This window comes from Cellulomonas sp. HZM, from assembly GCF_000708885.1.
Lineage (GTDB): Bacteria > Actinomycetota > Actinomycetes > Actinomycetales > Cellulomonadaceae > Cellulomonas.
Window position 1 is genome coordinate 48760 of record NZ_JEOE01000010.1, and the last position, 17576, is coordinate 66335.

Sequence of the window (17576 nt, forward strand, 5' to 3'; positions counted from 1 at the left end):
CTCACGGGGCGTCAAGGCGAGCGCGTGCAGACCGGTTGCACATTCGTGCAGGAAGTAGTCGGCACGCCTCTCCACCGTGGCACCACGGGTCGTCTCAGGCGCGACCGAGCAGGACCCGCGCCTCCGCCACCAGGACGATCGAGCCGGTCACGAGGACCGCCGCACCGCGCTCGACCTCGCTCTCCGCGAGCCCGGCGGCCAGGTCCACCGCGTCGTCGAGGCGCTCCGCGACGTGCACCCGGTCCTCGCCGAACACGTCGACCGCGATCTCGGCCAGCTCGTCCGCCGGCAGCGCACGCGCGGACGACGCAGCGGTCACGACGACCTCCGCGAGCACCGGCTCGAGCACCGACAGGATCCCCTCGGGGTCCTTGTCCGTCATGACCCCGACCACGCCGACGACACGCTGGAACGCGAACGCCTCGTCGAGCGACCCGACGAGCGCCTCGACGCCGGCCGGGTTGTGCGCCCCGTCGACGATCACGGTCGGGCTCGTCCGGACGATCTCGAGCCGCCCGGGCGAGTCGACGTCGGCGAACGCGGCCTCGACCACACCGCCGTCGAGCGCAGCGCCGCCCGTGAGGAGCGCCTCGACCGCGGTCAGCGCGAGCAGTGCGTTGTGCGCCTGGAACTGGCCGTGCAGCGGGAGGAACACGTCCGTGTAGACGCCGCCCAGCCCGCGCAGCGTGAGGAGCTGACCGCCGACCGCGACCGCACGGTCCACGACCGCGACATCGACGTCCTCACGCACGACGCGCGCGCGCCGCTCCGCGGCGGCCGCGAGCACGACGCCCTCGACGTCCTCCTCCTGGTGCGCCAGGACGAGCGTCGCGCCCTCCTTGACGATGCCCGACTTGTTCTCGGCGATCTCGAGCAGCGAGTCGCCCAGGTAGCGCTCGTGGTCCATCGCGATCGGCGTGATCACCGCGACGTCGCCGTCCGCGACGTTCGTCGAGTCCCACGTGCCGCCCAGGCCGACCTCGATCACGGCCACGTCGACCGGCGCGTCCGCGAACGCCGCGAACGCCATCACGGTGAACACCTCGAAGAAGGACAGCCGCGGCCCGCCCGCCGCCTGCGACTCGGCGTCGACCATGTGCACGTACGGCGCGACGTCCTGCCAGACCTCGACGAACCGCTCGTCGCTGATCGGCTCCCCGTCGACCGCGATGCGCTCGGTGACGCGCGTCAGGTGCGGGCTCGTGAACCGGCCCGTGCGCAGCCCGTGCTCGCGCAGCAGCCGCTCGACCATGCGGCTCGTCGACGTCTTGCCGTTCGTGCCCGTGAGGTGCACGACGCGGTAGGCCTTCTGCGGGTCGCCCAGCAGCTCGCACACGCGGCGCACGCGGTCGAGCGTCGGGTCGATGTCGTGCTCGGGTGCGCGGGCCAGTATCCCCGCGTAGACCTCGTCGGCCGCCTCGCGCGCGGCACGCTCCGCCTCGCGGCGCACGTGCTCGCGCCCGCTCGAGTGCCCGCCGTGCTCGTTCCCGCTCACGCCTCGTACCCTCCTGCCTCGACGGCCACGACCTGGACGCCGACCTCGGGCGACGTCGTCGGGTCGACCGTGACGGCGACCGCGAGCGTCTCCCGCGCGATCGTGTCCTCGTGCGCGCGCACCGCCGCGACGTGCTCGGTCGGCACGTCGAGCGTGAGCACGACCCGGTCGCCGACCTGCAGGCCCGCGGCCTTGCGCGCGTCCTGCACGGCCCGGATGACGTCGCGTGCGTAGCCCTCGGCGCGCAGCTCGTCGTCGAGCCCGATGTCGAGCACGACGAACCCGCTGCCGGGGAGCACCGCGGCGGCGACCTCGTCGCCCTCGCGGTCCTCGACGACGGTCACGAGCTTGTACTCCGCGGGCTCGAGAGCGACGTCGCCGTCGGGCGTACGCACGACGACCGTCGCGTCGACCTGCTCCCAGTCGCCGGCCTTCGCGGCACGGATCACGCCCTGCACGCCACGCCCCAGGCGGGGGCCGGCGGCGCGCGCGTTGACGTCGAGACGGGTCGAGACCCCGAACTCCGAGGCCGCCGCGTCGTCGATCGAGTGCAGCGACACCGAGCGCACGTTGACCTCGGCCGCGACCAGCCCGGTGAACGCCTGCGCGAGCTCGGGGTGCGGGATCGCCACGCGCAGCTCGCGCAGCGGCTGGCGCACCCGCAGGTTCTCCGCCTTGCGCAGGCCCAGCGTGACCGACACGATCTCGCGCACGCGGTCCATCGCGGCGACGAGCTCGGCGTCGGTGAAGTCCCCCGGGGCCGGGGCCGTGAGGACGTCGTCCGGAGTCGGCCAGTCCTCGAGGTGCACGCTGCGGCCACCGGTCAGGCCACGCCAGATCTCCTCCGTGACGAGCGGCGCGAGCGGCGCCATCAGTCGCGTGAGCACCTCGAGCGCCGTCCACAGCGTGTCGAACGCCGCCTGGTCCTCGTCCCAGAAGCGCTGGCGCTGCGTGCGCACGTACCAGTTGGTCAGGACGTCGAGGTGCTCGCGCACGGCCTCGCACGCGGCCGAGATGTCGTACGCGTCGAGGTGTGCGGTGACGTCGACGACGAGGTCGCGCGTGCGCGCCAGGACGTAGCGGTCCATCGTCGTGAGGTCCGCCGCACGCGCCTCGTCGACCCGCCGCGCCCGCAGGCCCGCGCCGTCACGCGCGCTGCCCGCGTACAGCGTGAAGAAGTAGTACGTCGACCACAACGGCAGCAGCACCTGCCGCACCCCGTCGCGGATCCCCTCCTCGGTGACCACGAGGTTGCCGCCGCGCAGGATCGAGCTCGACATGAGCGACCAGCGCACCGCGTCGGAGCCGTACAGGTCCCACATCTCGCCCGGGTCGGGGAAGTTGCGCAGCGACTTGCTCGCCTTGCGGCCGTCGTCGCCCAGGACGATCCCGTGGCACATGACGTTGCGGAACGCCGGCCGGTCGAAGATCGCGGTGGCCAGCACGTGCATGACGTAGAACCAGCCACGCGTCTGCCCGATGTACTCCACGACGAAGTCGCCCGGGTAGTGGTGCTCGAACCAGTCCTCGTTCTCGAACGGGTAGTGCACCTGCGCGAACGGCATCGAGCCCGAGTCGAACCACACGTCGAACACGTCGGGGATGCGTCGCATCGTGCTCGCACCCGTCGGGTCGTCCGGGTTGGGGCGCGTCAGGTCGTCGATGAACGGGCGGTGCAGGTCGGGCTCGCCCGCGTCGTTGCGCGGGAGGCGGCCGAAGTCGCGCTCGAGCTCGGCGAGCGAGCCGTACACGTCGGTGCGCGGGTGGCTCGGGTCGTCGGACACCCACACCGGGATCGGCGTGCCCCAGTACCGGTTGCGGCTCACGGACCAGTCGCGCGCGCCCGAGAGCCACTTGCCGAACTGGCCGTCCTTGATGTGCTCCGGCGTCCAGGAGATCTCCTGGTTGAGCTCGACCATGCGGTCGCGGAACTCGGTGACGCGCACGAACCAGCTGGTCACCGCCTTGTAGATCAGCGGGTTCCGGCAGCGCCAGCAGTGCGGGTAGGAGTGCTCGTACGTCTCGTGCCGCACGACGACCGCGCGGCGCTCGGCCGGCGTCCGCTCGAGCGGGCCGGTGCCCGCCTTGAGATCGGCGATGACCTGCTTGTTCGCCTCGAACACCTGCTGGCCCACGTAGTCCGGGACCTCGGTGGTGAACCGACCGCGCGCGTCGACCGGCACGACGGGCGCGATGCCCGCGGCGTCGCACGTCGTCATGTCGTCCTCGCCGAACGCCGGCGCGAGGTGCACCAGGCCCGAGCCGTCGTCGGTGGTCACGAAGTCCGCGGCCAGGACGCGGTGGGCGCCCGCGTGCCCGACGAAGTAGTCGAACGGCGGCGTGTACGAGCGGCCGACGAGGTCCGCGCCCGGCAGCGTCCCGACGACGACGGCCTCGCCCAGCTCGCGTGCGTAGGCGGCGACGCGGGCGGACGCGAGCACCAGCCGCTCACCCGGGTGCGCCTGGCCGAACGACGAGTCCGGTGCGGGCTCGACCACCGAGTACTCGATGTCCGGCCCCACCGCGATCGCGAGGTTGCTCGGGAGCGTCCACGGCGTCGTCGTCCAGATCAGCGCGAGCTCGCCGGTCTCGAGGCGTACGCCGACGGTGAGGGCCGGGTCCTGGCGGCTCGCGTAGACGTCGTCGTCCATGCGCAGCTCGTGGTTGGACAGCGGGGTCTCGTCGACCCAGCAGTACGGCAGCACGCGGTAGCCCTCGTACGCCAGCCCCTTGTCCCACAGCTGCTTGAACGCCCAGATCGTCGACTCCATGAAGGTCACGTCGAGCGTCTTGTAGTCGTTGTCGAAGTCCACCCAGCGCGCCTGGCGCGTGACGTACTCGCGCCACTCGCCCGTGTACCGCAGCACGGACTCGCGGCACGCCTGGTTGAACTTGTCGATGCCCAGCTCCTCGATCTGCGCCTTGTCGGTGATCCCGAGGATGCGCTGCGCCTCCAGCTCCGCCGGCAGGCCGTGCGTGTCCCACCCGAAGCGGCGCTCGACGCGACGACCACGCATCGTCTGGTAGCGCGGGACGACGTCCTTGGCGTAGCCGGTGAGGAGGTGGCCGTAGTGCGGCAGGCCGTTCGCGAACGGCGGGCCGTCGTAGAAGACGTACTCGTTCGCGCCGTCCACGCCCGCGTCGCGCTGGTCGATCGACGCCTGGAACGTGCCGTCGCTCTCCCAGTGCGCCAGGACGTCGCGCTCGAGCGCGGGGAGGTCCGGCGAGGCGGGCACCGCCTGGTCGCGGTGCAGCGGGTAACCCTGGGCCACGGTGGGTCTCCTGGAGGTCGAGATCGGTCGCGTGCGGCTGCGAGGACGATCACCCCGTCGCCGGGGCCACCGCGGTACCACCTCGCTTGCCGGCTCCCCCGCGCCCGGTCCCCCGGGTCGCGCGGTCGTCGACCACTCGTGACGGCTGTGACGGGCCTGCCCGTCCGGTTCTACTGGGGCCGCGGACGGCCTGTTCTTCCGGAGGCTCGCCGGTGATGGCCGGGTCGACGCCTGTGCGACCAGGGTAGCCGACCCGGTGCGCGAGGATGCATGCGTGCGACCTCTCGTCCTCCTCGACCTCGACGGCACCCTCATCGACTCGGCGCCCGGCATCATGTCCTCGCTGCGGCACGCGTTCGCGGACCTCGCGCTCCCGGTCCCGGACGACGCCACGCTGCGCACGTTCGTCGGACCGCCCATCCACGACTCGATGCGCGCGCACGGCGTGCCGGAGGACCGCGTCGAGGACGTCGTGCGGCGCTACCGCGAGGTCTTCGCGGCGGGCGGGATGTACGACGCACGCGTGTACGAGGGCATCCCGGACGCTCTCGCGATCTTGAGAGGAGCGGGCCGCTCGCTGCTCGTCGCGACCTCGAAGCCCCACGTGTACGCGGTGCCGCTCGTGCGGCACTTCGGGCTCGAGGGGCTCGTCGACGGCGTGTTCGGCGCGCCGCTCGACGAGTCCGGCACCAAGGCGACCGTGATCGCCGAGGCCCTCGCGTCGTGCGGCTCGGTCGGCGACGCGTTCGACCCCGCACGCGCGGTGATGGTCGGGGACCGTGAGCACGACGTGCACGGTGCGGCTGCGCACGGCATCCGATGCGTGGGTGCGGCGTGGGGCTATGCGCCGTCGGGCGAGCTCGAGGAGGCCGGTGCGGTCACGGTCGCAGGCACGCCGACGGAGCTGCCGACGGTCGTCGCGGCGCTGCTGAGGGGCGTGTGACCTGCGTCAGCGCGGGACGACCGGGTCCTGCGCCGACCACGGGAACGTGATCCACCGGTCCGTCGCGCGCCACGTGTAGTCGGGCGCCACCACGGACCGCGGCTTCGTGTACAGCACCGCGGTACGGGCCTCCTCGCAGTGCTCGCCGACCAGGCGCCGCACGAGCGCGAGCGTCTCGCCGGTGTCCGCGACGTCGTCGGCGACGAGCGCGCGCAACCCCCGCAGGGCGTCGGTGTCGAGCAGCGGCGGGAGGACGACCGGGTCGTCGAGGCGCTCGTCGACGCCCGTGTAGAACTCGACGTTGAGCGTGCCGACCGCCTTGGTCCCGAGCGCGTACGCGAGCGCACCCCCGAGCGGGAGCCCGCCGCGCGCGACCGCGACGACCACGTCCGGCACCCAGCCCGAGTCCACCACCTGCTGCGCGAGCTCACGCACCGCGATCCCGAACCCGCCGTACGTGAGCACCTCACGGTCGCTCGGCAGAACCTGGCCCTCGGCCGTCTCGCTCGTCACGCGCTGCACGCTACGCCTGCACCGTTGCGGGCGCGTCGCGCTGCAGCGCGTTCGTCTTGACGTTGACGCGACGTCAACTCCTAACGTGGTCGGCATGGAGGCATCGATCCAGGAGGTCGCCCGCGCGACGGGCGCGACGAGCCGCACCCTGCGGCACTACGACGCCGTCGGGCTGCTCGCACCGAGCCGCACGGACGCGTCGGGACGACGCTGGTACGACGACGGCGCGCTCACACGGCTCCAGCGGATCCTGCTGCTGCGGGGCCTCGGGCTCGGGCTGCGCGAGATCCGGCGCTCGCTGGACGACGAGCCCGACGACGTCGCGGCCCTGCGCCGTCATCTCGACGCGCTGCGGAGCCAGCAGCGTCGGCTCGAGCGGCAGGTCGCCGCGGTCGAGCACACGATCGAAGCACGAGAGCGAGGAGCGAGCACGATGACCGAGAAGATGTTCGACGGGTTCGACCACACCGAGCACCGCGACGAGGTGGTCGAGCGGTGGGGGCAGGTCGCGTACGACACGTCGGACGCGTGGTGGCGTTCGATGTCGTCCGACGAGCGCGAAGCGTGGAAGGCGCAGACCGCGGCACTCGCACAGGAGTGGGCAGAGGCCGCCGTCGCGGGGCACGACCCGGCGGGCGACCTCGCGCAGGACCTGGCACGGCGGCACGTCGACTGGCTCGCGTCGGTCCCGGGGACCCCCGGGCACGGCGAGGCACCGGTGCGCGCCTACGTCGAGGGGCTCGCAGACCTGTACGTCGCCGACGAACGGTTCGCCGCGAGCTACGGCGGGCCCGAGCGGGCGGCGTTCGTGCGCGACGCGCTGCACCTGTACGCCGCGCGGCACCTGTAGCGGCACCTGTAGCGGCACCTGCAGCGGTCAGACCGCCGCGACGGCTCAGCCTGTCGCGCCGAGCGTCGCCTGCCAGTCCGCGTGCAGGGCCGCGAAGCGCCCGCCCTGCTCGACGAGCGCGGCCGGGCTGCCGTCCTCGACCACACGGCCCGCGTCGACGACGAGCACGCGGTCGGCGCCCATGACGGTCGACAGCCGGTGCGCGATCACCACCGCGGTCCGGCCGGCGAGCAGGGTGCGCAGACCGCGCTGGACCTGCGCCTCGCCCGGCACGTCGAGCGAGCTCGTCGCCTCGTCGAGGATGAGCAGGGCCGGGTCGGCGAGGAACGCGCGCGCGAACGACACGAGCTGGCGCTGCCCGGCGGACAGCCGCACGCCGCGCTTGTCGACCTCGGTGTCGTACCCCGCCGGGAACGACTCCACGAGGTCGTGCACGCCGACGGCCCGAGCCGCCCGCTCGATCTCGTCGGCCGAGGCCCCCGGGCGACCCAGCGCGATGTTGGCCCCGATCGTCCCGGAGAACAGGTACGCCTCCTGCGTGACCATGACGACCGCCCGGCGCAGGTCGGCCGGCTCGACGTCCCGCACGTCCACGCCGTCGACGAGCACGCGGCCGTGGCGCACGTCGTAGAACCGCGCGAGCAGCTTCGCGATCGTCGACTTGCCCGCTCCCGTCTCCCCCACGACCGCGACCGTCTGCCCGGCGGGGACGTGCAGGTCGAGGTGCGGCAGGACGGTCGGGCCGTCGCCGTACCCGAACTCGACGTCCTCGAACCGGACGTCGCCGCGCGGCTCGGTCAACGCGACGGGGTGGGCGGGGTCGAGCAGGCGCGGCTCGTGCGCGAGCAGCCCGGCGAGCTTCTCGAGCGCCGCGGTCGCGGACTGGAACGAGTTGTAGAACACGCCGATGTCCCGCAGCGGGCCGAAGAACCGGCGCGCATACAGCACGGACGCCACGAGGACGCCGACGTCGAGCCCGCCGTCCAGCACGCGCAGCCCCCCGACGAGCAGCACGGCCGCGACCGTCACGTTGCCGATGAGCGTCAGGCCCGAGTCGAACACCCCGTTGACCCGGATCGCCTCGGCAGTCGTGCGGCGGTACTCCTCGCTCACCTCGTCGTAGTCGCGTGCCGTCGCGCCCTCACGGCGGAACGCCTGCACCGCGCGAATGCCGGTCATCGTCTCGACGAAGCGCACGATGATGCGCGCGGCGGCCGTGCGGCTCAGGCGGTACTGCGCCTGCGCACGCACCTGGAACCAGCGCGTGAGCACCATCCCGGGCACGAGCGCGACCAGCAGGACCACGCCGCTGCGCCAGTCGAGCGCAGCGAGCCCGATCGCGGTGAACGCCATCGTCAGCACGCCCGCGGCGAGCGTCGTCACGCCGCCGTCGAGCAGCTCGCGCACCGCGTCCAGGTCCGACGTCTGGCGCGAGATGATCCGGCCCGAGGTGTATCGCTCGTGGAACTCGAGGTCGAGGCGCTGCGTGTGCCGGAACACACGGGCACGCAGGTCGAGCAGGATCGCCTGGCTCACGCGCGCCGACGCCCGCACGGTCGCCGCGGCGAGCACGCCGCCGACGACCGCCGTGAGCAGGTACGCGGCCGCCGCGACCACCACGGGCGTCGCGTCGCCCGCGTGCAGGCGAGGCAGGCCGGTGTCGATCCCGTAGGCGACGAGCAGCGGGCCGGCGACCTGCGCCGCCTGCGCGACGACGACCAGCACGACGGTCGCCCACGCCGGGCCGGCGACCGGGCGCAGGAGCGAGCGCAGCAGGCGCAGCGAGCGGCGCCGCACGGCGCGCGGGTCCTGCACGTCGACGCCCGGGACGGACGCGGCCGTCGGGTCCGCGCTCATCGGTCCCTCCCACCCAGGACGTCGACGGTCACGGGCTCGTCGTGGCCGTCGTCGTAGTCGTCGTCGTCGCCGTCCGGGTGGCCCGCCGTCTCGCGACCCAGCGCGGTCAGCACGAACCGGTAGTGCGGGTGGTTCGCGAGCAGCTCGTCGTGCGGGCCGACACCCGTGATGCGCCCGTCCTCGAGCACCGCCACCCGGTCCGCGAGCGCGACGGTCGACGGCCGGTGCGCGACGACGAGGGTCGTCGTGCCGCGCAGCGTCGCGCGCAGCCGCTGCGTCACCTGCGCCTCCGTGGCGACGTCGAGCGCGGACAGCGGGTCGTCGAGCACGAGCACGCGCGGACGGGCCGCGATCGCGCGGGCGAGCGCGATGCGCTGACGCTGCCCGCCCGACAGGCTCAGCCCCTCCTCGCCGATCACGGTGTCGAGGCCTTCGGGCAGCGCGCGGGCGAACCCGGCGCGCGCGACGTCGAGGGACTGCTCGAGGAGCGCCTCACGGTCCGGGGCGTCGTCGGCGACGCCGAGCAGGACGTTGTCCCGGACAGAAGCGGAGAACAGGATCGGGTCCTCGAACGCGACCGCCACCGCGGTGCGCACGTCCTGGCGCGTCAGGTCACGCACGTCGACGCCGTCGATGCGGACCGCGCCGGAGGTCACGTCGTAGAGCCGCGGGACGAGCTGCAGGAGCGTCGTCTTCCCGCTCCCGGTGAGGCCGACGAGTGCCGTGGTGAGGCCCGGTTCGAGCACCAGGTCGACCCCGCGCAGCACCTCGCTCGCGCCCGTCTCGGCGCCGCGCGCGGGATGGGCGAACGTCACCCCTGCCAGCTCGACCGTCGTCCCGCTGCGTCCCGCCGACGGGAGCGGCACCGGGGCGGCCGGGTCCTGCACCGACGGCACGACGTCCATGACCTGCACGTAACGCTCGGTCGCGGCGCGTGCGTCGAACGTCATCGCGAGCAGCTGGCCGAGTCGCTCGACGGGGTTGTTCACCACGGCCGCGGTCGCGAAGAACGCGACGAGCGCGCCGACCGACAGGTGCCCGTACGACGCGAGCGGGACGCCGATCGCGAGCGACACCGCGAGCACGATCTCGGGGATCGCGCCGAGTGCGAACGAGACGCGCGACAGCGACCGCGCCTTGGCGACCTCCGTGTCGCGCAGGTCGTCGGCCTGGCGCACGAAGTCGTCGAGCGCGTCCTGGCCCCTGCCGAATGCCTTGAGCACGCGGATGCCGTGCACCGACTCCTCGACCGCGGTCGCGAGGTCCCCGGACTGCTCGCGGGCACGGCGGGCGACCACCTTGTAGTCCTGCCGGAACCGGAACCCGAGCACGACCATCGGGATCGCTCCGAGCACGTAGACGACGCCGAGCACGGGGCTCGTCAGCAGCATGAGGACGACCCCGACGACCACTGTCGTGGCGCTGACCAGCATCATCACGAGCCCGAAGACGGTCCAGCGGCGGATCGTGCCGAGGTCGCCCATCGAGCGCGAGAGCAGCTGACCGCCCGACCAGCGGTCGTGGAACGCGACGGGCTGGTCGAGCAGCCGCCGGAACAGCGCGGTACGCATGTCCCGCTCGACGGCCGTCCCGGGCGACAGGATCAGGGCGCGGCGGCACCACACGAGGAATGCCTCGAGCACGCCCAGCAGGAGCACGAGCCCCACCGCGGCCCAGACCGCACTGCGCGAGTGGTCGGTGAGCAGCGGCCCGTTGACCACACCGCGCAGCACCTGCGGGACCGCGAGCGCGAGCAGGCTCGCACCGAGAGCCGTGACCCCACCGAGCGCGACACGGCGCATCGCGGGCCGCGCCCACTCGACGAGCCGCAGCAGGACCGCGGTCGTCGACTCCTCTCCGCTCGGCGCGCTCAACGCGGCCGGCGCGCGGTGACGGTGTTGGTCGCCTGCGCGACGGGACGCACCACGAGCAGGTCGACGTTCACGTGCGCGGGCCGCGACACCGTCCACGCGATCGCATCGGCGACGTCGTCGGCGACGAGCGGCTCGTACCCCTCGTACACGGCGTCCGCGCGCTCGCGATCGCCGCCGAACCGGACGAGGGAGAACTCCTCGGTGGCGACCGCACCGGGAGCGATCTCGACGACCCGGACCGGCTCGCCGACGAGCTCCTGGCGCAGCGTCGTCGCGATCATCCGCTCGGCGGCCTTCGCCCCGGTGTACCCGGCGCCGCCGGGGTACGCGCCGTGCGCGGCCGTCGACGTCACGATCACGACGTCGCCGCCGCCGTCCGCGCGCAGCAGCGGCAGCGCGGCCTGCGTGACGCGCAGCGTCCCGAGCACGTTGAGCTCGTACATGGCGCGCCACTGCTCGAGGTCGGCCGACTCGACCGGGTCCAGCCCGAACGCCCCGCCCGCGTTGTTGACGACGACGTCGAGCGGCCCGCCCTGCGCGACGGCCGCCATGAGGCGGTCGACGTCGTCGGCGTGCGTGACGTCCGCGGCGACCGTCGTCGCGCCGGTCTCGTCGGCCAGCGACGCCAGCCGGTCCTCCCGACGCGCCGTCGCGACCACGTCGTACCCGTCCGCGACGAGGCGCCGGACCGTCGCTGCGCCGATCCCCGAGGAGGCACCGGTGACGAGGGCCCTGCGAGCGCGGGCGGGAGCGGTCATGGCGAGTCCTCCGGGAGGGGCGAGGGGTTGACCGGGTCGCGTCACGAGGCGCGCGGTCCACCTCGCACGTTACCCCGGCGACGGGCGGTACCTGTACCGGGCAGAGATCCCGCGGGCCGCGACGGGTGCCGGCGCGGGCTAGCGTGTGCGCGTGCAGATCACCGTCCTGTCCGGAGGCGTCGGCGGCGCGCGGTTCACCCGGGGCCTCCTGTCGCTCGTCGAGCAACGAGACCTCGACGCGCAGGTCACGGTCGTCGCGAACGTCGGCGACGACATGTGGCTCCACGGCGTGCGGGTGTGCCCCGACCTGGACACGCTCATGTACACGCTCGGCGGCGCCGTGCACGAGGAGCAGGGCTGGGGGCGCCGGGACGAGTCGCGGCGCACGTCCGACGACCTCGCGGCGTACGGCCTGGGCTGGGAGTGGTTCACGCTCGGTGACCTCGACCTCGCGACGCACCTCGCCCGCACCGAGCTGCTGCGCGCCGGGCAGCCGCTCTCGGCCGTGACCGAACGGCTCGCCGAGCGCTGGCGGCCCGGCGCACGGCTCCTGCCGGCGAGCGACCAGGAGGTCGAGACGCACGTCGAGACCGACCTCGGCCTCATCCACTTCGAGGAGTGGTGGGTGCGCCATCGTGCCGGCGTGCCGGCGCGCGGCTTCGTGCAGGTGGGGCTCGACGCCGCGACCGCGGCACCCGGCGTCGTCGATGCGATCACGGGCGCCGACGTCGTGCTGCTGCCGCCGTCCAACCCGGTCGTGTCGATCGGCACGATCCTGTCGATCCCCCCGATCGGCGACGCGCTGCGGTCGACGGCCGCGCCGGTCGTCGGCGTCAGCCCCATCGTCGGCGGCTCGCCGGTGCGCGGCATGGCCGACGCGTGCCTGTCGGCGATCGGCGTCGAGACCGATGCCGCGGCGGTGGCGCGGCACTACGGGCGACGCGCGGAAGGCGGCGTGCTCGACGCGTGGCTCGTCGACACCGCCGACGAGAAGGCCGTGCTCGAGCTGCGCGCCGAGGGCTGGGTGTGCGACGCCGCGAACACGCTCTTGGCCGACGTCGCGACGACGGCCCGCATCGCCGAGACGGCGCTGCGGATGGGCGGCGTCGCGGTCTGACCGCCGGCCGACGCCGGCTCAGCCGTGCAGGCGAGCGAGCAGGGCTGCGGTGCGCGGCCCGGGTCCACGAGCCGCGAGCGCGTCCAGGTCGGCGGGCAGGTCGACGTCGCGGCGCAGCGACGACTCGTCGCCGACCGAGAGCGCGACGTGCCCGGCTGCAGCGTGCGCGGCGGCGGACCCGGGACCGAACCGCACGGCGGGCTGTGCGCCGGCACGGGCGGTGAGCAGCGTGGTCCCGGTGCCCTCCTCGTCGGGCACGAACCCGAGCGGCACGAGGGACGCGAGCCCGAGCGCGTCGTCGAGATCGGCCGGGCGCAGCGTGGGCACGTCGCCCAGCAGCGCGGCGACGGACGCCCCCGGCACGGCCGCACGCGCCGCGGCGAACCCGGCGGTCACCGCCCCGACGAGCGATGCGGGCCCCGGCTCGTCGACCAGCCCGAAGGAGCGTCCGGCCGCGGCGCGCAGCTCGGGGTCGGCCGTCACGACGAGCACGCGTCCGACGAGCGCCGCCGCGGCGGCGGCCGCCACGGTGTCCAGCGCCATCGCCCGCACCAGCGCGACGCGCACGCGGTCGTCGAGCACGCCCGCCAGCCTCGTCTTGCCCTCGTTGGCCACCTTGACGGGCACGACGACCACCCAGCGCTCGCTCACGCCCCGATTGTGCCCTCCGCGCGTGCCTGCGCCGGCCCCCACGTGCGTGCGGCGGGAGGTCCACAATGGCTCCATGACGCTCTGGATGACCGGCGACGAGACCGCTGACCGACTGCTCGACGAGGACCCCTTCGCCCTGCTCACGGGCATGCTCCTCGACCAGCAGTACCCGATGGAGGCTGCATTCTCCGGCCCGGCGAAGATCGCGGACCGCATGGGTGGCCTCGACGTCCACCGGATCGCCGCAGCGGACCCGGACGAGTTCGTCGCGCTGTGCACCACGCCGCCCGCGGTGCACCGCTACCCCGGGTCGATGGCCGGGCGCATCCAGGCGGTCGCACGCGTCGTCGTCGACGACTACGACGGCGACGTCACCCGCATCTGGACCGCCGACGACCCGGACGGCGCCACGGTGCTGCGCCGGCTCAAGGCGCTGCCCGGGTTCGGCGACCAGAAGGCGCGCATCTTCCTCGCGCTGCTCGGCAAGCAGCGCGGCGTGCAGCCCGCGGGCTGGCGCGAGGCCGCCGGCGCGTACGGGGAGGACGGCTCACGGCGGTCCATCGCCGACGTGACCGACGAGATGTCGCTGCAGCAGGTCCGGGAGACGAAGAAGGCCGCGAAGGCCGCCGCGCGCGCCTGAACCGCTCCGCGGTCCGGTGCTGGCAGGCTCGGGGCCGTGATCGTGGTGACGACGAACGACATCCCCGGCTACCGGATCCAGGCCGTCCTCGGCGAGGTGACGGGCCTGACCGTCCGCTCGACGAACATCGGCGCGGGCATCACCGCCAGCTTCCGCGCGATCGGCGGCGGCGAGGTGCCCGAGTTCACGAAGATCATGTACGAGAGCCGGCACGAGGTCATGGGGCGGCTCGTCGGCGAGGCGCAGCAGCGCGGGGCGAACGCGATCGTCGCGATGCGGTTCGACACGGGCGCGATCGGCAGCTATTCCGAGGTCTGCGCGTACGGCACCGCGGTGATCGTCGAGCCGATCCCTGGGGGCGAGCCCGGCGCGACGGGCCAGTCGGCGCAGATGGCCGCGAAGGGCTGACGACTCACGGCGCCGTCGGGGCTCACCGCGTCGGCGGCCACTGCCCCTTCGCCTCGAGCACGTGCTGCGCGGCGGTGCGGACGGTCGCGGCGAACTGCGGGTCGGCCTGCGCCTTGGCGAGCACCGCGGCGACCATCGCGTGCGTGACCTGGGGCTCCTTCGACGAGAGCACGAGGTCGACACCGGCCTCGAGCGCCTGCACCGCCCGCTGCCCCGGCGTCCACCGCTCGACCTGCGCGGCCCCGGACAGGTCGTCGGTCACGACGAGCCCGTGGAAGCCCAGGTCGCCGCGCAGCATGCCCGTGACGACCGTGCGTGAGAAGGCAGCCGGGTGGTCGGGGTCGATGCGGGAGTAGACCGCGGTCGACACCATCACCGACTCGGCGCCTGCGGCGATCCCCGACGCGAACACCTCGACGGAGCGGTCGTGCCGCGTCGTCACGGTGTCGGTGACGCCCGCGTGCGTGTCGGTGTTCTGCGTGACGCGCCCGAGCCCCGGGAAGTGCTTGACCGACACCGCGACGCCCGCGTCGCGCAGGCCCGCCGAGAACGCGTTCGCGTGCGTCGTGACCGACGTCGGCGTGAACCCGTAGCTGCGGTCCAGCGCACCGACCGGCGGGTTGTGCGGTGCCGACGACGCGTCGACGAGGTCCATGACGGGCGCGAGGTCGAGGTTCACGCCTGCGTCGGCGAGCTCACGTCCCCACCCGCTCGCCCGTGAGGTGAGGTCGGCGGTGCCCAGACGCGACTGCTCGAGCGCCGACGGGATCGTGGAGAAACCGGGCCCACGCAGCACCTGCACCACCCCGCCCTCCTGGTCGGTCGCGACGAGCATCGGCACGCCCCGGGTCGTCGACGGGCCGACGAGGTCCGTGAACGACGCGACGAGCGAGCGCACGTGGGACGCGCCCGCGGTGGTCCTGCCCTGCAGGAAGACGTTGCCGACGTGGTCACGCCGCACCGCGTCGAGGCTCACCTCCTTCGGGTCGCTGACCGAGACGCCGACCATGAACACCTGGCCGACCTGCTGCGCGAGGGTCCATCCGGCCCACGGATCGGTCGACGCGGTCGACGACGAGGACGGCGAGGCTGAGGGCGGGGACGACGGGGTCGGCGAGGCGCTCGTCGTCCCCGCACCCGACGCGCTGCTCGTCGGGGCACGGGTGGTCGACGCATCGCTCGTCGGGGCGGCCGAGGACCCGCGCGAACCCGGACCCGCGAACCACAGCGCGAGCGTGGCCGCACCGAGGGTCACGACGACGCCCACCACGACCCACGGCGCGGCCGCCGACCGACGCCGGGGCGGCCGGCGCGCGCTCACGCCGCGACCGCCGTCACGCGCGCTCCTCCAGCGCGTCCTTCCAGCCCTGTGCGTACGCCTCGGCGCTGCCCTGGCGGAACATGTCCTCGTCGCCCAGCCGAACGAGCGCACGCGCGCCAGGCCCGTCCTCGTCGGTCACGAGCTCGCCCAGACCGCGGACCACCGCGAGCGGCCGGCCGGTCGCCTTGCCCTTGACGAGCTCGGCCGCGGCGGCGATCTCGTCCGCGACCGCCGCGACGGTCATCACGAGCGGACGCCCGAACGTGTCGACCTGACCCCGCAGGTCGTCGAGCACGACGAGCCCCGCGGCGCCGATCGCGATGTCGGTCACGCCCTGCCGCCACGTGCGGCCGGCCGTGTCGGACACGACGACACCGATCCGCACGCCGAAGCGCTCTGCGAGCCCGCGGCGCAGCGCCCGCGCGCTCTCGTCGGGGTCGAGCGGAAGGAGCAGGACCGTCCCGGGCGGCGTGTTGCTCGCGTCGACACCCGCGGCCGCCATGACGAGGCCGAGACGGTTTTCGACGATCCGGGTCACGCCGCCGGGGTGCTCGCGCGTCGCGACGACGCGCACGGTCTCGTCGGTGATCGCCTGCTCGCGGTCGTCGGCGGGCACGACGCGTCCCTCGGCCTTGGAGACCACCTTCGACGTCAGCACGACGACGTCGCCGTCGCGCAGCCCGCGCTCGTCGGACCCCAGCAGCCCCGCCACGAGCGCGACGAGGTCGTCACCGGGCGCGACCTCCCCCAGCCCGTCCGGGGCCCAGACCTCGAGGCTCACCGGACCAGCTTCGGCAGCACCTGCGAACCGAACGTCTCGACCCACTCGCGCTGGTTGCGGCCCACGTTGTGCAGGTAGATGCGGTCGAACCCGAGGTCGACGTACCGCTGGATCTCCGCCCGGTGCGCGTCGGGGTCCGCCGAGATGACCATGCGCCCCTCGAAGTCCTCGGGCCGCACGAGCTTGGCCATCTGCTCGAACTCGAACGGCGAGCGGACGTCGCCCTTGGGGAACTTCATGCCGCCGTTGGGCCACTGGTGCATCGCGTTGGCGAGCGCCTCCTCGTCGGTCGGCGCCCACGACAGGTGCAGCTGCAGCACCTTCGGCATCGACCCCGGGTCGCGGCCCGACTCGCGCACGCCCTCGTCGAACTTGTCGAACAGCCCGCCGATCTTCTCGAGCGGTGCGCCCACCGTGATGAGCCCGTCGGCGTGCCTGCCCGCGCGCTTGGCCGTCACCGGACCCGCCGTCGCGACGAGGATCTCGGGCGCGACCTCGGGCATCGTCCACAGCCGCGTCGACTCGAGCTTGTAGAACTGGCCGGCGTGCTTGACGTCCTTGCCGTCGATGCCGGACGCGTAGAGCTTCTTGATGATCTCGATCGCCTCGAACAGGCGGTTGATCCGCTCGGGCACCTCGGGCCAGTACTGCGCGGTGATGTGCTCGTTGAGCGCCTCACCCGAGCCGAGCCCCAGCCAGTGCCGCCCCGGGTACATCGCCGCGAGCGTCGCGGAGGCCTGCGCGACCATCGCGGGGTGCCAGCGGAACGTGGGCGCCGTGACGCCGGGACCGATGTCCCCGGCCGTCCGCTCACCGAGAGCCGTGAGCACGTTCCACACGAACGACGCCTGCCCCTGCGCGGGGACCCACGGCTGGAAGTGGTCGGCCGCCATCACGCCGGAGAACCCGTGCTGCTCGGCGAGCGCCGACAGCTCCACGATCTCGGTGGGGTGGAACTGCTCCAGCGCGGCCGCGTACCCGACCGTCAGACCCTTGCTCACCAGGAGGAACCTCTCGTCGTCGTGCGTCCTGCTGCAACGCTAACCCCGCGCACCGACGGGCACGTCCCGGTGCGCGGAAACCGTGCCGAGGGACC

At 73.6% G+C, this 17576-nt stretch carries 15 protein-coding genes; 5 read left to right on the forward strand and 10 right to left on the reverse strand.

Features of this window, described 5'->3' with window-relative positions; genetic code table 11:
• Positions 1–94: 94 nt before the first annotated feature.
• Both AW16_RS0107695 and ileS read right to left on the reverse strand, forming a co-directional pair.
• On the reverse strand, positions 95–1495 hold the full coding sequence (locus tag AW16_RS0107695) for a folylpolyglutamate synthase/dihydrofolate synthase family protein (protein WP_029289385.1): 1401 nt from the start codon (positions 1493–1495) through the stop codon (positions 95–97).
• Positions 1492–4767: an isoleucine--tRNA ligase gene (gene ileS, locus AW16_RS0107700; RefSeq protein ID WP_081861524.1), complete on the reverse strand. Its 3276-nt coding sequence runs from the start codon at positions 4765–4767 to the stop codon at positions 1492–1494. The genes AW16_RS0107695 and ileS overlap by 4 nt, the downstream gene beginning before the upstream one ends.
• A gap of 274 nt (positions 4768–5041) precedes the next feature.
• On the opposite strand from ileS, the gene AW16_RS0107705 reads away from it, so the two are divergent.
• The gene (locus AW16_RS0107705) at positions 5042–5710 is read left to right on the forward strand and encodes an HAD hydrolase-like protein (protein ID WP_034648375.1); all 669 of its coding nucleotides are present in this window, start codon (positions 5042–5044) and stop codon (positions 5708–5710) included.
• 6 nt (positions 5711–5716) lie between these two features.
• Here the strand turns inward: AW16_RS0107705 and AW16_RS0107710 are convergent, their stop codons facing one another.
• The gene (locus tag AW16_RS0107710) at positions 5717–6223 is read right to left on the reverse strand and encodes a phosphoribosyltransferase (RefSeq protein WP_231495977.1); all 507 of its coding nucleotides are present in this window, start codon (positions 6221–6223) and stop codon (positions 5717–5719) included.
• Positions 6224–6317: 94 nt separating this feature from the next.
• Between AW16_RS0107710 and AW16_RS0107715 the strand changes: the two genes are divergently transcribed.
• Complete coding sequence (locus AW16_RS0107715; protein WP_029289391.1) at positions 6318–7073, forward strand: MerR family transcriptional regulator; 756 nt, start codon at positions 6318–6320, stop codon at positions 7071–7073.
• A 45-nt stretch (positions 7074–7118) separates the two neighbouring features.
• On the opposite strand, the gene AW16_RS0107720 is transcribed toward AW16_RS0107715, so the two are convergent.
• The 3 genes from AW16_RS0107720 to AW16_RS0107730 all read right to left on the reverse strand — a co-directional run bounded on the left by AW16_RS0107720 (position 7119) and on the right by AW16_RS0107730 (position 11562).
• A complete protein-coding gene (locus AW16_RS0107720) occupies positions 7119–8930 on the reverse strand; it encodes an ABC transporter ATP-binding protein (protein WP_034648382.1) in 1812 nt (603 codons plus the stop codon).
• Positions 8927–10732 (reverse strand): ABC transporter ATP-binding protein, encoded by a 1806-nt coding sequence (locus AW16_RS0107725; RefSeq protein WP_081861529.1) that lies wholly within the window; start codon positions 10730–10732, stop codon positions 8927–8929. The genes AW16_RS0107720 and AW16_RS0107725 overlap by 4 nt, the downstream gene beginning before the upstream one ends.
• A gap of 68 nt (positions 10733–10800) precedes the next feature.
• Positions 10801–11562: an SDR family NAD(P)-dependent oxidoreductase gene (locus tag AW16_RS0107730; RefSeq protein WP_029289394.1), complete on the reverse strand. Its 762-nt coding sequence runs from the start codon at positions 11560–11562 to the stop codon at positions 10801–10803.
• Between the two features lie 151 nt (positions 11563–11713).
• On the opposite strand from AW16_RS0107730, the gene cofD reads away from it, so the two are divergent.
• Positions 11714–12679 (forward strand): 2-phospho-L-lactate transferase, encoded by a 966-nt coding sequence (gene cofD / locus AW16_RS0107735; protein ID WP_029289395.1) that lies wholly within the window; start codon positions 11714–11716, stop codon positions 12677–12679.
• Positions 12680–12697: 18 nt separating this feature from the next.
• Here the strand turns inward: cofD and cofC are convergent, their stop codons facing one another.
• The gene (gene cofC, locus AW16_RS0107740; protein ID WP_029289396.1) at positions 12698–13330 is read right to left on the reverse strand and encodes a 2-phospho-L-lactate guanylyltransferase; all 633 of its coding nucleotides are present in this window, start codon (positions 13328–13330) and stop codon (positions 12698–12700) included.
• 73 nt (positions 13331–13403) lie between these two features.
• Between cofC and AW16_RS0107745 the strand changes: the two genes are divergently transcribed.
• Both AW16_RS0107745 and AW16_RS0107750 read left to right on the forward strand, forming a co-directional pair.
• On the forward strand, positions 13404–13970 hold the full coding sequence (locus tag AW16_RS0107745) for an HhH-GPD-type base excision DNA repair protein (protein WP_029289397.1): 567 nt from the start codon (positions 13404–13406) through the stop codon (positions 13968–13970).
• A gap of 36 nt (positions 13971–14006) precedes the next feature.
• Positions 14007–14378, forward strand: a complete 372-nt coding sequence (locus tag AW16_RS0107750; RefSeq protein WP_034648384.1) for a YbjQ family protein — start codon at positions 14007–14009, stop codon at positions 14376–14378.
• Positions 14379–14400: 22 nt separating this feature from the next.
• Here the strand turns inward: AW16_RS0107750 and AW16_RS0107755 are convergent, their stop codons facing one another.
• Genes AW16_RS0107755 through AW16_RS0107765 form a run of 3 tightly spaced genes read right to left on the reverse strand, consistent with a single transcriptional unit; the run spans position 14401 to position 17481 of the window.
• Positions 14401–15699, reverse strand: a complete 1299-nt coding sequence (locus AW16_RS0107755) for a glycoside hydrolase family 3 N-terminal domain-containing protein (RefSeq protein WP_081861527.1) — start codon at positions 15697–15699, stop codon at positions 14401–14403.
• Between the two features lie 13 nt (positions 15700–15712).
• The gene (locus AW16_RS0107760; RefSeq protein ID WP_029289401.1) at positions 15713–16480 is read right to left on the reverse strand and encodes a coenzyme F420-0:L-glutamate ligase; all 768 of its coding nucleotides are present in this window, start codon (positions 16478–16480) and stop codon (positions 15713–15715) included.
• Positions 16477–17481 carry a TIGR03557 family F420-dependent LLM class oxidoreductase gene (locus AW16_RS0107765; RefSeq protein ID WP_029289403.1) on the reverse strand — a complete coding sequence of 335 codons (1005 nt, stop codon included), beginning with the start codon at positions 17479–17481 and terminating at the stop codon, positions 16477–16479. Before AW16_RS0107765 ends, AW16_RS0107760 begins: the two co-directional genes overlap by 4 nt.
• Positions 17482–17576: the final 95 nt, after the last annotated feature.

Coding starts and splice junctions, on each gene's coding strand:
- AW16_RS0107745 (WP_029289397.1), top strand. CDS start 13,404: ATGACGCTCTGGATGACCGGCGACGAGACCGCTGACCGACTGCTCGAC.
- AW16_RS0107730 (WP_029289394.1), bottom strand. CDS start 11,562: ATGACCGCTCCCGCCCGCGCTCGCAGGGCCCTCGTCACCGGTGCCTCC.
- AW16_RS0107725 (WP_081861529.1), bottom strand. CDS start 10,732: ATGCGCCGTGTCGCGCTCGGTGGGGTCACGGCTCTCGGTGCGAGCCTG.
- AW16_RS0107715 (WP_029289391.1), top strand. CDS start 6,318: ATGGAGGCATCGATCCAGGAGGTCGCCCGCGCGACGGGCGCGACGAGC.
- AW16_RS0107720 (WP_034648382.1), bottom strand. CDS start 8,930: ATGAGCGCGGACCCGACGGCCGCGTCCGTCCCGGGCGTCGACGTGCAG.